The 16,547-nt window shown below is 71.5% G+C and carries 16 protein-coding genes; 10 read left to right on the top strand and 6 right to left on the bottom strand.

Features of this window, described 5'->3' with window-relative positions; translation table 11 throughout:
* Positions 1–95: 95 nt before the first annotated feature.
* The gene (locus tag EFL26_RS09755; RefSeq protein WP_123222697.1) at positions 96–1,010 is read right to left on the bottom strand and encodes a phosphodiesterase; all 915 of its coding nucleotides are present in this window, start codon (positions 1,008–1,010) and stop codon (positions 96–98) included.
* Between the two features lie 337 nt (positions 1,011–1,347).
* On the opposite strand from EFL26_RS09755, the gene EFL26_RS24885 reads away from it, so the two are divergent.
* From EFL26_RS24885 to EFL26_RS09720, 7 genes are all read left to right on the top strand, one after another.
* Complete coding sequence (locus EFL26_RS24885; protein WP_183408119.1) at positions 1,348–4,299, top strand: helix-turn-helix transcriptional regulator; 2,952 nt, start codon at positions 1,348–1,350, stop codon at positions 4,297–4,299.
* Positions 4,300–4,583: 284 nt separating this feature from the next.
* Entirely contained in the window at positions 4,584–5,972 is a 1,389-nt protein-coding gene (locus EFL26_RS09745) for a cytochrome P450 (RefSeq protein ID WP_221176915.1), read from the top strand.
* Between the two features lie 119 nt (positions 5,973–6,091).
* On the top strand, positions 6,092–6,595 hold the full coding sequence (locus tag EFL26_RS09740; RefSeq protein WP_123222695.1) for a DUF2231 domain-containing protein: 504 nt from the start codon (positions 6,092–6,094) through the stop codon (positions 6,593–6,595).
* Positions 6,596–6,638: 43 nt separating this feature from the next.
* Positions 6,639–7,295 carry a response regulator transcription factor gene (locus tag EFL26_RS09735; protein ID WP_183408118.1) on the top strand — a complete coding sequence of 219 codons (657 nt, stop codon included), beginning with the start codon at positions 6,639–6,641 and terminating at the stop codon, positions 7,293–7,295.
* Positions 7,292–8,476, top strand: coding sequence for a sensor histidine kinase (locus tag EFL26_RS09730; protein WP_123222694.1), 1,185 nt, complete (start codon positions 7,292–7,294; stop codon positions 8,474–8,476). The genes EFL26_RS09735 and EFL26_RS09730 overlap by 4 nt, the downstream gene beginning before the upstream one ends.
* A gap of 59 nt (positions 8,477–8,535) precedes the next feature.
* Positions 8,536–8,757 (top strand): SCO4848 family membrane protein, encoded by a 222-nt coding sequence (locus EFL26_RS09725; RefSeq protein WP_123222693.1) that lies wholly within the window; start codon positions 8,536–8,538, stop codon positions 8,755–8,757.
* A gap of 1 nt (position 8,758) precedes the next feature.
* Entirely contained in the window at positions 8,759–9,484 is a 726-nt protein-coding gene (locus EFL26_RS09720; RefSeq protein ID WP_123222692.1) for a lysophospholipid acyltransferase family protein, read from the top strand.
* A gap of 363 nt (positions 9,485–9,847) precedes the next feature.
* Here the strand turns inward: EFL26_RS09720 and EFL26_RS09715 are convergent, their stop codons facing one another.
* The 4 genes from EFL26_RS09715 to EFL26_RS09700 all read right to left on the bottom strand — a co-directional run bounded on the left by EFL26_RS09715 (position 9,848) and on the right by EFL26_RS09700 (position 14,055).
* On the bottom strand, positions 9,848–11,002 hold the full coding sequence (locus EFL26_RS09715) for a sulfotransferase family protein (RefSeq protein WP_123222691.1): 1,155 nt from the start codon (positions 11,000–11,002) through the stop codon (positions 9,848–9,850).
* 92 nt (positions 11,003–11,094) lie between these two features.
* Positions 11,095–11,886 (bottom strand): SDR family oxidoreductase, encoded by a 792-nt coding sequence (locus EFL26_RS09710; RefSeq protein ID WP_123222690.1) that lies wholly within the window; start codon positions 11,884–11,886, stop codon positions 11,095–11,097.
* Positions 11,883–13,043, bottom strand: coding sequence for a hypothetical protein (locus EFL26_RS09705; RefSeq protein WP_183408117.1), 1,161 nt, complete (start codon positions 13,041–13,043; stop codon positions 11,883–11,885). Before EFL26_RS09705 ends, EFL26_RS09710 begins: the two co-directional genes overlap by 4 nt.
* Before the next feature lie 133 nt (positions 13,044–13,176).
* Positions 13,177–14,055, bottom strand: a complete 879-nt coding sequence (locus EFL26_RS09700; RefSeq protein ID WP_123222689.1) for a TIGR03619 family F420-dependent LLM class oxidoreductase — start codon at positions 14,053–14,055, stop codon at positions 13,177–13,179.
* 67 nt (positions 14,056–14,122) lie between these two features.
* On the opposite strand from EFL26_RS09700, the gene EFL26_RS09695 reads away from it, so the two are divergent.
* From EFL26_RS09695 to EFL26_RS09685, 3 genes are all read left to right on the top strand, one after another.
* Positions 14,123–14,545 carry a nuclear transport factor 2 family protein gene (locus EFL26_RS09695; RefSeq protein ID WP_123222688.1) on the top strand — a complete coding sequence of 141 codons (423 nt, stop codon included), beginning with the start codon at positions 14,123–14,125 and terminating at the stop codon, positions 14,543–14,545.
* 3 nt (positions 14,546–14,548) lie between these two features.
* Complete coding sequence (locus EFL26_RS09690; protein WP_246000125.1) at positions 14,549–15,022, top strand: nitroreductase family deazaflavin-dependent oxidoreductase; 474 nt, start codon at positions 14,549–14,551, stop codon at positions 15,020–15,022.
* A 70-nt stretch (positions 15,023–15,092) separates the two neighbouring features.
* Complete coding sequence (locus EFL26_RS09685) at positions 15,093–15,638, top strand: hypothetical protein (RefSeq protein ID WP_123222687.1); 546 nt, start codon at positions 15,093–15,095, stop codon at positions 15,636–15,638.
* Between the two features lie 13 nt (positions 15,639–15,651).
* Here the strand turns inward: EFL26_RS09685 and EFL26_RS09680 are convergent, their stop codons facing one another.
* Positions 15,652–16,494 carry an aldo/keto reductase gene (locus EFL26_RS09680; RefSeq protein ID WP_123222686.1) on the bottom strand — a complete coding sequence of 281 codons (843 nt, stop codon included), beginning with the start codon at positions 16,492–16,494 and terminating at the stop codon, positions 15,652–15,654.
* Between the last annotated feature and the right edge of the window lie 53 nt (positions 16,495–16,547).

Raw genomic sequence — 16,547 nt, 5'->3', positions numbered from 1 at the left:
CCCGCGCCGGCCTCCGTCGTCGCTGCCCGTTCCCCCGGCACCGACCGCGACCGCCAAGCGTGGTTTCGGCAAGCTCAGCCACCCAGGGCCGCCCCCTACTCGCCGGCGTACAGCGGCGAGTCCTTGCGCGAGACCATCGCGAACCGTTCCTCGACGCTGAGCGCCTCGAACGGTGCGGCCATGTCCATGCCGTAGCCGGCGATCTCCGGGCCGTCGTGGATCGGTACGACCGAGTGCACCACGCGGTCGGCGTACACGTGCACCATCGAGAACGCCTGGTGGGAGTCGACCGAGGACAGCAGGCGCTGGTCGGGCGACAGCTCCGAGGTGTAGCAGGTCGCCGACGCGACGGAGACGGGGATGCCGGCGAAGGTCGAGAACGACGTGAAGTGGAAGTGCCCGCCGATGATCGCGCGCACGTCGCTGCCGGCCAGCACCTCGGCCAGCGGCTGCTGGTCCTTGAGCTCGATGATCTCGGCGAGCCGCATCATCGGCACCGGGATGGGCGGGTGGTGCATCGCCAGCACGGTGCCGTGCGGCGCCGGCGTCGCCAGCACGTCGGCGAGCCAGGCCAGCTGCGCGTCGGTCAGCTCCCCGTGGTGCCAGCCCGGCACCGTGCTGTCGAGGCTGACCACCCGCAGGCCGGCGACGTCGTGGACCCGGTCCTGGTCGTCCTCGGAGTCCACGTCGAACAGCTGACGCGCGTACGCCGCCCGATCGTCGTGGTTGCCCATCACCCAGATCACCTGGGCCCCGATCGAGTCGGCGACCGGCTCGACCAGCTCGCGGAGGAGCCGGTAGGCCTTGGGCTCGCCCTTGTCGGCGAGGTCGCCGGTGAAGACCAGCGCCTCCGGCGCCGGGTCCAGCCGACGGAGCCGGTCGAGCGCCGCGGTGAGGCGCGCCTCGGTGTCGACGTGGCCGTACTGGAGGGCACCGCCGGCGAGGAGGTGCGGGTCGCTGAGGTGGGCGATCGTGTGCGAGGGGTCGGGGTACTGGCCGGGCTGCTCCACGGGGCCACGCTACGGGCCGCGGTGCCCGATCCGCACGGAATGTCGGGGTGCGGCGTACGCCGGTGCAGCCCACCGGCGACCCCTCTGAGGTAGGCGATCTCGGGGGCGTCTCGATCTAGGGCACTCGTCCGATGTGCGGGCCTACCTCAGGGGCGCAGTGTCACGGTCATGCACACGATTGACACCTACCGAGCCGAGCTCGCCTACCGGCGCGAGCGCATGCGTCCCGACGCCCAGCAGGTCCGCATGTGGCGCCTGCTGTGGTCCACGCGACCGAACGCACGCTGACCGACAAACGGTGAGCGATCTGTCGGTCCTACCCGTCATGATGGGGGGCGTGCCCCTGCCTGAGTCCCCCGGTGACGCTCGGACCCTGATCGGGCGACAGGGCGAGCTGGATGAGCTGGTCTCGCTCCTGGGCGTCCGCATGCCCGACGCGGCACCGCCGTGCCGCGCGGTCCTGCTGGCCGGCGACGCCGGGGTGGGCAAGACCCGGCTGCTGACCGAGCTGCGCGACGTCGCGTTCACCCAGGGGTGGCAGGTCGTGGCCGGGCACTGCCTCGACTTCGGCGACAGCGCGCTGCCCTACCTGCCGTTCTCCGAGGTGATGGGGCGCCTGACCACCGACTTCCCCGAGCTGATCGAGACGATCACCGACGAGCGACCGGTGCTCCGGGCCCTCCAGCCCGGTCGGCGCACCATGCAGGGCGCCGAGCAGGACGCGTCCGCCGCCGTCGGCCGGGCCGACCTCTTCGACGCCGTGCTCGCCCTGTTCGAGGCGATGGCGAAGGTCGCCCCGCTGCTGCTGGTGATCGAGGACGTCCACTGGGCCGACACCTCGACCCGCGACCTGCTCAGCTTCCTGTTCTCGCGCCCCTGCGACGGCCGGGTCGCGATCATCGCGTCGTACCGCTCCGACGACATGCACCGCCGCCACCCGTTGCGACGCGCCACCGCGGAGTGGAGCCGCATCCCCGGCATCGCGCGCATGCAGCTCGAGCCGCTGCCGCCCCGGGCCGTGCGGTCCCTGGTCAAGCAGCTGCACCCCGAGCCGCTGCGCGAGAGCGCGGTCGCCGGCATCGTGGCGCGCGCCGAGGGCAACGCGTTCTTCGTCGAGGAGCTCGTCGGTGCGGCGTGGATGTCGCGCGGGGTCCCCGACGACCTCGCCGAGCTGCTGCTCGTGCGCCTCGACCGGCTCAGCGAGACCGCCCAGCAGGTGGTCCGTGCGGCGTCCGTCTCAGGGCGGCGGGTCTCCCACGGGCTCCTCGCCGAGGTCGCCGGCGTCGGCGAGGGCGAGCTCGACCAGGCGCTGCGCGAGGCCGTCGAGCTCAACGTGCTCGTGCCGACCAGCAACGACTTCTACCGCTTCCGCCACGCCCTCCTCGCCGAAGCCGTCTACGACGACCTGCTCCCCGGCGAGCGGGTCCGGCTCCACGCGGCGTACGTCGACGCGCTCGCCTCGGGTCGCGCCAACGGCACGGCCGCCGAGCTGGCCCGGCACGCCCGGGTCGCGCGCGACCTGGTCACCGCGGTCGACGCGAGCATCCGCGCCGGCGACGAGGCGATGGCGGTCGGCGGCCCCGACGAGGCGGCCGACCACTACCAGACCGCGCTCGAGCTGCTCTCCGACCCGGGAGCGCGCGCCGAGGTCCCGGTCGACATCGGCCTGCTCGGCTCCCGCGCGGCCAACGCCCTGGTGGCCTCCGGCCGGGCGATGCGCGCGATCTCGGTGCTGCGCGAGCTGCTCGACGGCCTCGCCGACGACTGGCCGGTCGAGCAGCGCGGCCGGCTGCTGATCGCGATGGCCAACGCGGTCATGGTCGACGAGAACCGCCTCGACCCGCTCGAGTTCACCAACGCCGCGCTCGAGCTGGTGCCCGACCAGCCGACGCCGCTGCGCGCCCTGCTGCTCTCGGTGCACGCCCGGGCGCACGCGTTCCACGACAACGTCGAGCAGGCCCGCGAGTACGGCGCCGAAGCGCTCACCCTCGCCGAGACCCAGGACCTCCCACGCATCGCGACCGACGTGCTCACCACCCTCGCCAGCCTCGGTGCCCGCGACCCGGAGGACGTCCGGTCCGGCCTCGAGGAGGCGGTCCGGCGCGCGACCGAGGCGGGCGTGCACAACGCCGAGCTGCGCTCGCGCTACCTCCTCGGCCGCTGGCACCAGGACCGCGCCCGCTTCGGCCCGGCCGTCGAGAGCTTCGCGAAGTCCGCGGCGCGGGCTGCCGAGGTCGGCCAGCCCTGGGCGCCGTTCGGGTTCGACAGCCGGCTGCTGCAGGCGCAGATCGCCACGATCACCGGTGACTTCGACGAGGCGCTGCGCCTGGCCGACGTCAGCGGGCAGGCCCCTCCGGCGGTCGCCGAGACGCTGTTGGCCGGCATCACGATCACGGTCCGCGCAGCCCAGGGCGACCAGAGCGTGATGGCGGTCGTGCCGCAGGTGCGCCCGCACTGGCACAAGGAGGGTCTGATCCCGATCACCATCGGCCCGGCCCTCATCGAGCTGTATGCCGACGCCGGCGACCTCGACGAGGTGCTCGCCGAGCACGACCGGGTCGTCGAGGCGATGACGGTGATGTGGCGCGAGTTCTTCCACGCACGCGTGCGGCTCGGCGCGGTGACGATCGGTGCGCTCGCGAGCCTGGTCGGCACGATGTCGACGGCCGAGCGCGACCGTGTCGCCGCGGAGGCGGCCCGCGTGCTCGAGGGCGCTCGTCGCACGCTCGCGCTCCAGGCCGAGGAGGCCACCCACTGGGGCCCGGAGGGCATGGCCTGGGCGGCCCGGCTCTCCGCGGAGCACCTGCGGTTCCGTTGGCTGGCCGGGGTCGACTCGCCGGAGGAGCCGGCCCTGATCGAGGCCTGGCGCAACGCCCTCGGCCGCTTCGAGGACTACGGCCACGTCTGGGAGATCGCCCGCAGCCAGGCGCGTCTGGCCGCCGTGCTCCACGCCACCGGTGAGCAGGGCGAGGCGCGAGTGCTCGCCGACCAGGCCCGCGAGACCGCCCAGCGCCTCGGCGCCGAGCCGCTGCTCAGCGAGCTGCGCCGCATGGGTGGTGCGGGTGCGCGCCGCGCCGCGTCCGGCGGCACGGCCGGCCACGCACTGACCGCGCGCGAGGCGGAGATCCTGAGCCTCGTGGCCGACGGGCGCAGCAACGGCGAGATCGGCAAGCAGCTGTTCATCTCGACCAAGACGGTCAGCGTGCACGTCTCGAACATCCTGGCCAAGCTCGGGGCCAGCGGGCGCACCGAGGCGGCCGCGATCGCCCGGCGCACCGGGCTGGTCTGAGCGGGCACGCCGAGCCGGGGACCAGCCCGGGACCTTCGACCCTGGTGGCGCGCACCTGCGAGCGTGACGATGACGGTGGCCTGCGAGACGGGCGAGGAAACCGCAAGGGTCGGCGAGCGGGACGCATGCGTTGCGCGACGATCGGTGAAACCGAGCGGTGACCGCGGGACCCTGGACCGGAGAAGGTAACCAGCCAGGGACATCGCCTCGCAGGCCCTTGGCATGCCTGCAACTCCTACCGTGGTCGGATCCCGACCCGGCGAGTGGCTCGTAGCATCGAACCCATGACCACAGACGCCGACCCGCGCACCGAGGCCCGCTTCGAGCGGATGCGCCCGCTGTCCCAGGGCGTGAGCGGCCGCGTCGACCCCGCCGACGTACCGGACGGGCCGAAGTACCCCGGCCTCCTGCAGAGCATCGCGCTGATGCGCTTCCGCCACCAGTGGATCCCGCACCTGCACCGCAGGTACGGCGACGTCTTCTCCATCCGGATCCTCCCCGAGGGCCGCTGGCTGGTGGTGTTCAACCGGCCCGAGCACGTGCGCGAGATCTTCGCCGGGGACCCCGAGATCTTCCACGCCGGCAAGGGCAACGCGATCCTCGGCCCGGTCATGGGCGAGCACTCGCTGCTCCTCGTGGACGGCGCCCAGCACAAGCGCGCCCGCAAGCTGCTGATGCCGGCGTTCAACGGGCACGCACTCCGCGGCTACGAGTCGATGGTCGAGGGCCTGGCGAAGACCGAGGTCGGCTCCTGGGACGAGGGGCGGCCGTTCCGGACGCTGGAGCGGATGAACGCGCTGACCCTCGAGGTGATCCTGCAGGTGGTGTTCGGGGTGACCGACGAGGGACGCCTCGCCGAGCTGCGGCCGCTGGTGAACCGCACCGTCAACGTGAGCCCGGCGGTGTTCCTCGGCTGGGGCTTCCCCCGGCTGCAGCGGCTCGGCCCCTGGCGTCGCGCGTTCGAGAACCAGGTCGCCCTCGACCGGGTCATCTACGCCCTCATCGCCGAGCGCCGCACGGCGCGCGATCTCGAGTCGCGCAGCGACGTGCTGTCCCGCCTGCTCCTGGTCCGTGACGAGGACGACCCCACGGACACCGGCCTCACCGACGAGGAACTGCGCGACCAGCTGGTCACCCTGCTGCTGGCCGGCCACGAGACCACCGCGACGGCACTGGCCTGGACGCTGCACGAGCTCGCGAAGGACCCGGTGCAGGAGGGGAAGGCACGGGCCGCGGCCCTCCGCGGCGACCACGACCACCTCGAGGCCGTCCTGAAGGAGTCGATGCGGCTGCACCCCGTGATCCCGATGGTGGTGCGCCACCTGATGGCGCCGGCCACCGTCGGCGGCATCGACCTCCCCGCCGGTGCGAACGTCGCGGCCTCGATCATCCTCGCGCACAGCTCCGAGACCAGCCACCCGGACCACGCCGCGTTCCGTCCCGAGCGGTTCCTCTCCGGCGAGGTCGCCGCGAACACCTGGATCCCGTTCGGTGGCGGCGTACGCCGCTGCATCGGCGCCGGCTTCTCGCTCATGGAGGGGGTCGTGGTGCTCCGCGAGGTGCTCGCGGCGTACGACCTCGGCCTGCCGCCCGGGGCCCGCGAGCAACCCAAGGTCCGCAACATCACCTCGGTGCCGAAGCACGGCGCCCGGGTCGTGGTGCGCCGCCGGTAGCGGTCCGACCGCCGTCGGCACGGTGGGGCGGGAGGTGCTGGTGGTTCGGGTGTTTCAAGGAGACGTCAAGAAATGCCCAGAAAACTGGCGCCGACCTGTCCTCAGAGAAAGGCTGCACCGTGCTGGACACCATCTTCGGCCTCCCGATGCACCCCCTGATCGTGCACGCGACCGTTGTCCTCGTCCCCACCACCACCCTGCTGGTCGTCCTGGCAGCGGTCCTCCCGCGCTTCCGCGCCTGGGTCGGCCCGGTCCCCGTGCTGGCGGCGCTCGCCTCCTGCGTCCTCGTCCCGCTGTCGACAGGTTCGGGCGAGTCCCTCGAGAGCCGCGTCGGCGACACCCGCCTGATCGAGGAGCACTCCGAGCTCGCCGACTCCCTGATCTGGTTCGTGATCCCGCTCGCGCTCGTCGCGATCGCGCTCTACTGGCTCCAGCGCCGCACCGCGAGCGGCCAGACGCCCGGCAAGGGCCTCGTCGCGGCCGTCTCGGTGGTCGCCGTGCTGCTCTCCGGCGCGACCCTGGTCGACGTGGCGCTGATCGGCCACAGCGGCGCGAAGGCGGCGTGGTCCGACGTCTCCAGGAAGCCGGCCCAGGGCGGCGAGCGTGACGGCGACGGCAACTGACGGTCGTCGTACGCCGACCCCCTCCTGGCCCTAGCCTTCTGTCATGGCTCGCCTGCTGCTCGTCGAGGACGACCGGGAGCTCGCCGGTCTCCTCGACGGGCTGCTCGGCGAGGAGGGGTACGACGTCGAGGTCGCGCCCGACGGCCAGCGGGGTCTCCACCTCGGGCTCACCCGCAGCTACGACGTGATCGTGCTCGACCGCGGCCTGCCCGCGATCGAGGGCCTCGACCTGCTCGGCCGGCTCCGTTCGAAGGGCATCGTCACGCCGGTGCTCGTGCTCTCCGCACGCGGCAACCCGGCCGACCGGGTCGAGGGTCTCGATGCGGGCGCCGAGGACTACGTGTCCAAGCCGTTCGACGTCGACGAGCTCCTCGCCCGGCTCCGCGGCCTGCTGCGCCGGCACGTCGAGCACGCGGACGTGGTGCGGGTGCCGGGCGGCGCCTTCGACGTCGCCGCGCGCGAGGTGAGCCTCGACCACGGCGACGTGGTCTCGCTCTCGGCGCGCGAGGCCGACGTGCTCCTCCACCTCGCGCGCAGCCCGAAGAGGGTCTTCAGCCGCGACGAGCTGCTCGAGGCCGCGTTCGACGACGCCGAGGACGAGGGCCTCGTCGACACCTACGTGCACTACCTGCGCCGCAAGCTCGGTCGCGAGAGCGTGCTCACCGTCCGGGGAGTCGGCTACCGGCTGGGCCGGCTGTGACCGGTTGGGAGCTCGGCCGCGCCGCCTGGCGGATGGGCCTGCAGACCGCCCTGCTGGTGCTCACCTGCGTCGTGCTGGTGGGCATCACGGTGTTCGTCGTCGCCGACCGCTCGGCGGCCAACGAGGGCCGGCAGGCGGTCCGAAGCGCCAGTGCCAACGTGGACAAGCCGAAGGAGGCGCCGCGAGGCGTCCTCGTCGTCGTCGAGCGCGGCGGCCACCGGCTGAGCTCGCCCGAGCTCCCTGAGGGCTTCCCGATCGAGGCCGACATGGCCGCCACGCGCGCCGACGGGATCGTGCGCGAGCACCTCGTCCGCGAGGGCCACGACCGCTACCTCGTGCGCACCGAGCGCGTCGGCGACCGCGTCAACCAGGCGATCTACGACCAGGAGGAGTACGAGGCCGAGCGGCACCGGCTCCAGGTCGCGCTGTTCTCCGCCGGCGGGCTCGGCGTGGTGCTGGCGGCGCTCGCCGGTGTCGTGCTGGCCTGGCGCAGCCTGCGGCCGCTCGCGGAGTCGCTGGCGATGCAGCGCCGCTTCGTCGCGGACGCCAGCCACGAGCTGCGCACGCCGCTCACCCTGCTCAGCACCCGCGTGCAGCTGCTCAGCCGCCAGCTGCGTCGCGGACAGACCCCCGCTCCCGGGGAGATCGACGGTGTCCTCGCCGACACGCACCGGCTCGGCGAGATCCTCGACGACCTGCTCGCCGCGGCCGACACCCGCAGGTCGGTCGCGCACGACGAGGTCGACGTCGGCGTGGTCGTCGCCGAGGCCGTCGAGTCGGCGGTGGCGCTGGCGGGCGAGCAGGGCAAGGAGCTGACCGTGACGGGGCAGGACGAGGCCGTCGTACGCGGGTCCGAGTCGTCGCTGCGCAGGGCCGTCATCGCGCTCGTCGACAACGCCCTGGACCATGCCACGACCGCCGTGACGGTCGACGTGAGGGCCGGCCGGGGCTCGTGCCAGATCGCGGTCACCGACGACGGGCCCGGCATCGACGCCGAGGTGCTGCCGCGGATGTTCCAGCGGTTCGCCAGCACCCGGGAGGCCACGTCTCCTCGACGGCACTACGGACTCGGCCTCGCCCTCGTCGCCGACGTCGCCGCAGCCCATGGCGGCAAGGTGTCCGCCGCACCACGTGAGGACGGTCACGGAGCCGTCCTGACGCTCACCCTTCCGCTGGCCTGACGGCCGGGTGGTTGAGCCTGCCGAAACCCGGACGACCACGGCGTTTGTAGGCTTCCGGCGTGAGGTTCGAACGCAAGCACGCCGTGGTCCTGCTGCTCGTCGCCGTCTGGAACGTGCTGACCTACGCGCGCTTCACCAAGGCGCTGATCGACACGCAGGAGGACCGCCCGACCGGGTACTACGTCGCCCACTCCGTGCTGATCGTCGTCAACGTGCTGATCGCGGCGGTCCTGGGCCGCTGGGGCTGGCAGGCGCTGAAGGCCTCGCGCCAGGAGTCCTGAGGTGAGCCTGCCGTACGAGGAGGCACACCGGCTGGCCCGGACCAAGGGCAGCAACCCGGTGGTGTACTTCCTCGCGAAGATGCTGCTCGTCCCGGTGATGAGGCTGGTCTTCGGCCTCACCGCCACCGGCACCGAGAACATCCCGAAGACCGGGCCGGTGGTGCTCATCCCCAACCACAAGAGCTTCTGGGACCCGTTCTTCATCGCCGTGGTCTGCCGGCGCCGGCTCCACTTCATGGGCAAGGCCGAGCTGTTCACCGACTGGCGGGCCCGGCTGTTCGTCGCCCTCGGCGGCTTCCCGGTGCTGCGTGGGTCCTCGGACGACGAGGCGATCGAGACCGCGCGGGCGGTCCTCGAGCGTGGTGACGTGCTGGCGCTGTTCCCCGAGGGCACGCGGGTGCCCGATCCCGAGCGCCTGGGCCTGCCTCGGCGCGGAGCGGCTCGTCTGGCGATCGAGACCGGTGCCGTGATCGTGCCGACCGCGATCTCCGGCACCGAGCGACGTCGGTCCCACCTGCCGCGCCGCGTCCGGATCGCCTTCGGCGAGCCCGTGCCCGTGACCGACCTCTCCCCGACGCCGGAGCACGCCGGCCTCCTGCTCGAGCAGACGCTGTGGCCCTCGATCACCGAGGAGTACCAGCGCCTCCGCGCCACGCCCGGCACCGCCGCCGCGGCCCTCGCCGCCCTCGGCATCGGCTACGCGATCCTCCGCCGCCGCTCCCGTTGAATCGGGAGTTCGTGCCCGTCGAGTGGGGAGTTCGTGCCCGTCGAGTCGGGTGTTCGTCCCTCAGGCCTCGCGCCGGCACGCCCGCTGGGGCCGGTCCCCGTCCTTGCGTACGACGCTGAGCTGACCGTCGCCTTCGATCTGGACGTGCGACCTCCGCGAGGTCGTCGACGCCCTGCACCCGCAGCAGCCAGTGCATCGCGCGCCTCCACCGCGGGCGTCATTCCGGTCTGCTTGTGCTACCCAGCGCTGCGGATCTCATCCGACGGCGTGCGCCGTACGCCGGGGCACGAACCCCAACTCGACGGGCACGAACCCCCAACTCGCAGGGCACGAACCCCCACTCGACGGGAACGAACCCCCCATTCAACGGAAGCGGGCGCGGACCTCGTCCTCGGTGAGGCCGTAGTCCTCGAGGCGGTAGGAGTGGGAGGGCTTGGCGGCCCCCTGTCTGGACTCGCGGTCGATCTCCTCGATCGCGGCCTGCACCTCCGGCGTCCAGTCCAGCCCGAACCGCTCGTAGATGCTGCGGGTCACGCCGAGCGGGTCCTTGACCAGGTCGGAGAACGCGACGTCGACGAACTGGGCCTGGTCGTACTTCGGTCGCGCCTCGTGGAACGCGTGGTAGGCGCGCGACCAGAGGTCGAGCTGGGTGCGCCCGATGGTCTCGCCGACGAAGGTCGTGGAGTGCCCGGCGGTGGTCTCGGCCGACAGCGAGCAGGACGAGGCGATGCAGGTGACCGGGTCGCGATGCGTGTAGACGATGAGCGCGTCGGGGTAGACGGTCATCAGCGCGTCGAGCGCCGTCATGTGCGACGGGTTCTTCAGCACCCAGCGCTTGTCCTGGTCGTTCAGCCCGATCAGCTGCAGGTTCTGCTTGTGGCGTGCGTAGGCGTCGGTCCAGTCCTGCTTGGCCAGCCACTCGGTGTAGCGGGGCACGTTCGCCAGCGACTCGTAGGAGTTCGACTTGCCGGTCTGGCGCAGCAGCCGCCAGCACTCCTCGACCGAGGTGGCGTCCATGTAGTGGATGCCGAGGTACTCCGGGTTCGCCACGTGGTGGGCCTGGAAGGCCTGCTGCATCGCGGTGAAGATCGGGTCGGTCTCCCAGGTTTCCCGGGGCGGTCGCGGCTGCGGGTACTGCGTGATCCACATCTCCAGCCCCTGCGCCCTCGGGTCGGCGTGCAGCAGCCGGTGCAGAGCCGTCGTGCCGGTGCGGGGGAGGCCCATCACGAAGATCGGCCGCTCGATCGGTACGTCGACGTGCTCCGGCCGCGCGTTGAACTGCGCCTGGGTGAGCAGCCGGCCGACCAGCGCGCTCTTGACCTCCGAGCGCTGGAAGTAGTTGCCCTTGCCGGTGAGGCCCGCCTCGGCGGAGTTGAGGTCCTCGACGAGGATCCGCAGGCCCTCCTCGTGCGCGGTGTCGCCGAAGTCACTCATCCCCGTGGTCCGCTCGGCCGCCGCGGCGATGTCCTCGAAGGACCCGACGTCGGCGCGCTCGCGCTGCATCACGTCGTCAGTCATGTCGCCTCCCTAGCGTGGTTTCGAGGCTCGCTGGCGCTCGGACCTCAACCACCGGCCGGGTGAGTGGCGCTCGCGCCTCAACCACCGGCCGTTCAGTCGTCATGGAACTCGCCGCAGTCGACGTTGAGCATGGTCCCCGTCACGCAGGCGGCCAGGTCGCTGGCGTAGAACAGCGCCGCACGCGCGACCTCGTCGGGCGTGGCCAGCCGCTTGAGCGAGGTGGGTTCCCCCTTCTGGCGGTAGATCTCCTCGTGCGTCGTACCGGCCTCGGAGGCCAGCCAGTCGAAGTAGGCCTTGTTGACGTCCTCGTAGATGTAGGACGGCGCGATGCTGTTGACCCGGATGCCGCGCGGCCCCAGCTCGGTGGCCAGCGACGACGCGAGGTGCTTCAGGGCGCCCTTCGACAGCTTGTAGCCGGAGTACTCCGGCTGCGACTGGTAGACCACGCAGGAGTTGACCATGATGATCGACCCCTTGGTCTCGGCCAGAGCGTCGGCGAAGAGCGCCGAGAGCCGCAGCGGCGCGAAGACGTTGGTCTCGTTGGCGGCACGCAGCGCCTCGAGCTTGATCTGCGTGATCGGGTCCATCGGGGGGATCCCGAACGCGTTGTTGATCAGGCAGTCGACCTTGCCGAACTCCGCGAGCGCCGCCTCGACGAGGCGCTGGCGCGCGTCCTCGTCGTTGATGTCGGTCGGGACGACCAGTGCACGCCGGCCGAACGACCGGACCGTCTCGGCCATCTTCTCCAGGCGGCGCTCCGTGCGGCTGACCAGCACGAGGTCGGCGCCCATCTTCGCGGCCTCCTCGCCGAACGAGCGGCCGAGGCCGGGGCCGACCCCGGAGAGCACGATCACCTTGTCCTGGAGCAGGTTCTCTGTCGTCAACTGATCATCCTTCGGGCGATGCCGACCTGGCGGGCGGCGATGCGGGCGGTGTACTCCTCCGGGGTGACCCGGTTGTCCTCGAGGTAGGGCAGGTGCGCGCCGACCTCGTCGAACGGCACGACCTCGACGGTCGGGCCGTCCTCGGCCGTCAGCTCGCGCGTGATCCGCTGCCAGCGCAGCATCATCACGCCCTGCGGGTGGCCGGTGGTCTCCAGCCAGTTGGCGATGCCGGGGTTGCGCTCGCTGACCACGTAGCGCAGCTTCCCGTCCGGGTCGGCCTGCGACTGTGCCCTCGTCAGGGACGTCTGGTGGTGCTCGTAGTCGGTCGAGACGTACCACCGCGACCCGATCTGGATCGCCTGGTACGGCGCGGCGTCGCACACCGGGACCGTCACGACCATCGCCTCGTCGTCGGAGAGCGCGTAGTGCCCGATCGAGCTGAACTGCGAGGCGAGCCCGCCCGGGGTCGACTTCGGCACGGTCAGCGTGTTGACCGGCTCCTTGTAGGTGAACCACTCCGGGAAGGCGAACCAGGTGTTGATCCGGCCGACGAGCATCTTCGCGGCGACGCCGTACCGCTTCGCGACCCGCTCCGGCGTCAGCGCCGCGCGCGGCTGCCCGGCGGTGTCGAGCCGCTGGATCCGCAGCCGGCCGCGCTCCTCGGTGTTCCAGTCGTCGTAGACCTCGCGGACGATCAGGGTCGCGCCCTTGCCGAGCCCGAGCTCGGGCCCGAAGCGCCACTCGAAGGACCCGTCGGCCTTCACCTCGAGCTCGCGGTCGTCGAACGCCGCGACGGTGTTGGGCGCGCCCTCGGCCGAGTAGGTGCCGTCCATGATCTGGAAGGAGAGGTCCGCGGTCGTGCCGCGCACCCCCGAGACCAGGTACGACGCCCCGGGCGCCAGGTAGGCGTTGAAGTAGATCGCGTCGGGGTTGTCCAGCCCCTGGCGGGCGTACTGGTGCGTCGGGTTGATCAGCACCGGGTGCTCGACGTCGTAGTCGAACGCCATCTGCAGCGACGACCGGATGCTGCCGGCGAGGTAGTCGTAGCCCTCGGCGAGGTCCTGCTCGGAGACGTCGAACGGCGGGTTCGCGATCAGCTTCTCGGCCTCGCGCACCGCCTCGGCGAAGGCCGCGACCCCGGTGGCGGCGATGCTCACAGCGCCACCCTCCCGGTGGTTGAGGTGCGAGCGCAGCGAGCCTCGAAACCTCCGGGTCGGCGCTGCGATGCGGTGCCGGTGGTTTCGAGGCCTCGCCCAGGGGCTCGGCACCTCAACCAACCGTGGCCGGCCATCACAGCGCCACCTTGCTGATGATGTCCTCGGCGTACCGGTTCAGGTGGTCGATCTTGGTCTGCAGCGGCTCGGTGTCCGGGCCCTTGATGTAGGGGACCCGGAAGCCGACGATCGCGTCGGTCACGCCCTTGTCCTCGAGCCGCTTGATCCCGTCGAGGGTGTAGGCGTCGTAGGAGATCACGTGCACCTCGAAGTCGTCGCGGTCGTCGCCCTCGGCCTTGCGGATCTCCGCGAGTCGCGCGAGCAGCCGGTCGAGCTCCTCGGGGTCACCGCCGGCGTGCATCCACCCGTCGCCCTTCAGCACCGCGCGCCGCAGCGCCGCGTCGGAGTGCCCACCCACCAGCAGCGGGACCGGCTCGGTGGCGCCCGGGCACTGCTTGAGCGGCTCGATGTCGAAGAACTCGCCGTGGTACTCGAAGTACTCACCGGTGGTCAGGCCGCGCAGGACGTCCATGCACTCGTCCATCCGCTTGCCCCGTCGCTCCCACGGCACCCCGAGCGCGGCGAAGTCCTCGGGCCAGGGGGAGAGCCCGACGCCCAGCCCGAGCCGGTTGCCGGACAGGAACGCCAGCGACGAGGCCTGCTTGGCCACGAGCACCGGCGGCCGGATCGGCAGCTTCAGCACGAACGGCGTGAGCCGCAGCGTCGAGGTCACCGCGAAGAGGTGCGCGCAGAGGATCATCGTCTCGATGAACTCCTTGCCCTCGAGGAACTCCCGGTCACCGGTGTCGGTGTAGGGGTACTTCGAGTCGGACTCCTTGGGGTAGATCAGGGAGTCCGCGATCGTCATGGACGTGTAGCCGGCCGCCTCGGCGGCCTGGGCCAGCGGGGCGTAGTACTCGGCGTGCGTCATGCCTTCGGCGAACGAGAACCGCATGTGACCTCCGGAGATTGAACCTTCCGAAATACTAGAACCGGTTTCAGTTTTTGCCTAGGGTGGGTCCATGGACCTGCAGGAGCTGAGCGACCGCCAGGAGATCGTCGACGTGATCACCCGCTACACGCGGGCGATCGACACCCGCAGCTGGGACGACCTCGACGCGGTGTTCACCGCCGACGCGATCCTCGACTACTCCGCCGTCGGCGGGCCGGCCGACGTGCTGCCGGTCGCGAAGCCGTGGGTGGCGCAGGGCCTGGGCGGCTTCCTGCGGTACCAGCACGTCATCGGCCAGGTCTCGATCGAGCTCGACGGCGACACGGCCCGCGCAACGGCGTACTTCACGAACCCGATGGTGGCGCCGGGCCCGAACGGCGGCGAGACGCTGGTCGAGGTCGGCGGCTACTACCACCACGAGCTGGTGCGTACGCCGGACGGCTGGCGTTCCAGGCGCATGGTCGACGACAACGTCTGGATGCGCGGCTTCTGATTCGTGGACACCAAACCGAAGGGTCTCGACTCCGACCTCACCCGCCGGATCATCAAGCTCATGGCCACGGGCAACGTGTGGCTCTACCGGACCACCGGCGGACGGGTCGGGGGTACCTGGCGGATCGGGGCCGGCTTCCGCAACCCGGTGCCGATCTGCCTGCTCGAGCACCGCGGCCGCAAGACCGGCAGGCTCCGGACCACGCCGTTGGTCTACCTCGAGGACCGCGGCCGCATCGTCGTCGTCGCCTCGCAGGCCGGCCGCCCCGAGCACCCGATGTGGTACCTCAACCTGCTCGCCCACCCCGACGTGACCGTCCAGGTCGGCCGTCGTCGGCGTCCGATGCTCGCCCGCGTCGTGGACGACGCCGAGCGCGCGACGCTCTGGCCGCGCCTGGTCGACCTGTACGCCGACTACGACTCCTACCAGTCCTGGACCGACCGGGTCATCCCGGTCGTGGTGCTGGAGCCGCGCTGACCGTGGCGCCGGTCACCTCCGCCTCCGCGACCCGTGGGAGACACCTGGACCGGCCTCTATCCTTGGAGGCGTGACGGGGATCCAGGACGACCAGCGCGAGAGGCAGCAGGAGATCACTGCCGTCGTCGCCAAGATCCTCGGCGTCGCCGTGGTCATCGGCCTCGTGATCGGCCTCGGCGCCTGGGTGATGGTGAAGGCGCTCGGCCTGCAGACCTCGAGCAGCAACGACACGACCAGCGGCAACGTCCAGCCGCTCAACCCGCTCCCGACGACGGCACTCCCGGTGCCCTCGGACACCGCGTCTCCGGGCGACGTCCCGACCAGCACGCCGACGGCGGTGTCGACCGGGCTCTACCTGAGCGCGTCCCCGGTGATGGTGCGGCCGATGGAGCGGATCAACCTCACCGGCCAGTGGCCGGGCCAGGACAACGAGAGCCTGATGGTGCAGCGGTTCGAGAACGGCACCTGGTCCGACTTCGGCGTCCAGGTGCGCGTGAACGTCGGCACCTTCTCCACGTACGTCATGACCGGCCGCACCGGCGACCAGCGCTTCCGGGTCTTCGACCCCGCCACCCAGACGGCGTCCAACGAGGTCACGGTCACCGTCGGCGGCTGACCTCGACGGGCCGCTACGGGATCCAGTCGAACGTGCTCGGGTTCGGTCCGCGCCGGCCGGCCTCACCGCGGTCGAGCGCGCTGATCGCGGCGACCTGGTCCTCGGACAGCTCGAAGTCGAAGATCGCGAAGTTCTCTTGCATCCGCTCGACGTGCGTGGTCTTCGGGAAGACGATGTCGCCGCGCTGCACGTGCCAGCGCAGCACGACCTGCGAGGGGGTCCGGCCGACGCTGTCGGCGATGCCGGTGACCACCGGGTCGTCGAGGACGGCGCCCTGCGCGATCGGTGACCAGGCCTCGGTGAGGATGCCGGCCTGCGCGTCGGCGGCCCGCACGTCCTCGTTGCCGAAGTAGGGGTGCACCTCGATCTGGTTCACCGCCGGGACGACGGAGGTCTCCTCGGCCAGCCGGGCCAGGTGGTCGACCTGGAAGTTCGAGACCCCGATCGAGCGGGCGCGCCCGTCGGCCTGGAACTCGACGAGCGTCTTCCACGTGGACACGAAGTCGCCGTCGTACCGGGTGGGGAGCGGCCAGTGGATCAGGAACAGGTCGACGTGGTCGGTGCGGAGCCTGGTGAGCGTCTCGTCGAAGGTGCGTCGCGCGTCGTCGGGGCGGTGGAAGCCGTTGTTGAGCTTCGAGGTGAGGAACACCTCGTCGCGCGGCAGGCCGGAGGCGGCCACGGCGTCACCGACACCCTTCTCGTTGCCGTACATCTGTGCGGTGTCGATGTGCCGGTAGCCCACCTCGAGGGCCCGGCTCACCGCCGCCTCCGTCTCCTGGGGCCGGATCTGGTAGACCCCGAAGCCGAGCTGGGGGATGGAGTGGCCGTCGTTGAGCGTCAGTGCGGGAACCGTCATACCGGTCCCGACAACGGGCGCGCCCCACCTATTCCCGACATGCGGGGACGAGG

Origin of the sequence: Nocardioides pocheonensis (genome assembly GCF_003725535.1) — a bacterium.
GTDB classification, from domain to species: Bacteria; Actinomycetota; Actinomycetes; order Propionibacteriales; family Nocardioidaceae; genus Marmoricola; species Marmoricola pocheonensis.
The sequence above is the reverse complement of the archived record's forward strand: the minus strand, read 5'-3'. Positions and strand labels throughout refer to the sequence as shown.

Coding starts and splice junctions, on each gene's coding strand:
- EFL26_RS09745 (WP_221176915.1), top strand. CDS start 4,584: ATGACCACAGACGCCGACCCGCGCACCGAGGCCCGCTTCGAGCGGATG.
- EFL26_RS09735 (WP_183408118.1), top strand. CDS start 6,639: ATGGCTCGCCTGCTGCTCGTCGAGGACGACCGGGAGCTCGCCGGTCTC.
- EFL26_RS09715 (WP_123222691.1), bottom strand. CDS start 11,002: ATGACTGACGACGTGATGCAGCGCGAGCGCGCCGACGTCGGGTCCTTC.
- EFL26_RS09700 (WP_123222689.1), bottom strand. CDS start 14,055: ATGCGGTTCTCGTTCGCCGAAGGCATGACGCACGCCGAGTACTACGCC.
- EFL26_RS09695 (WP_123222688.1), top strand. CDS start 14,123: ATGGACCTGCAGGAGCTGAGCGACCGCCAGGAGATCGTCGACGTGATC.
- EFL26_RS09680 (WP_123222686.1), bottom strand. CDS start 16,494: ATGACGGTTCCCGCACTGACGCTCAACGACGGCCACTCCATCCCCCAG.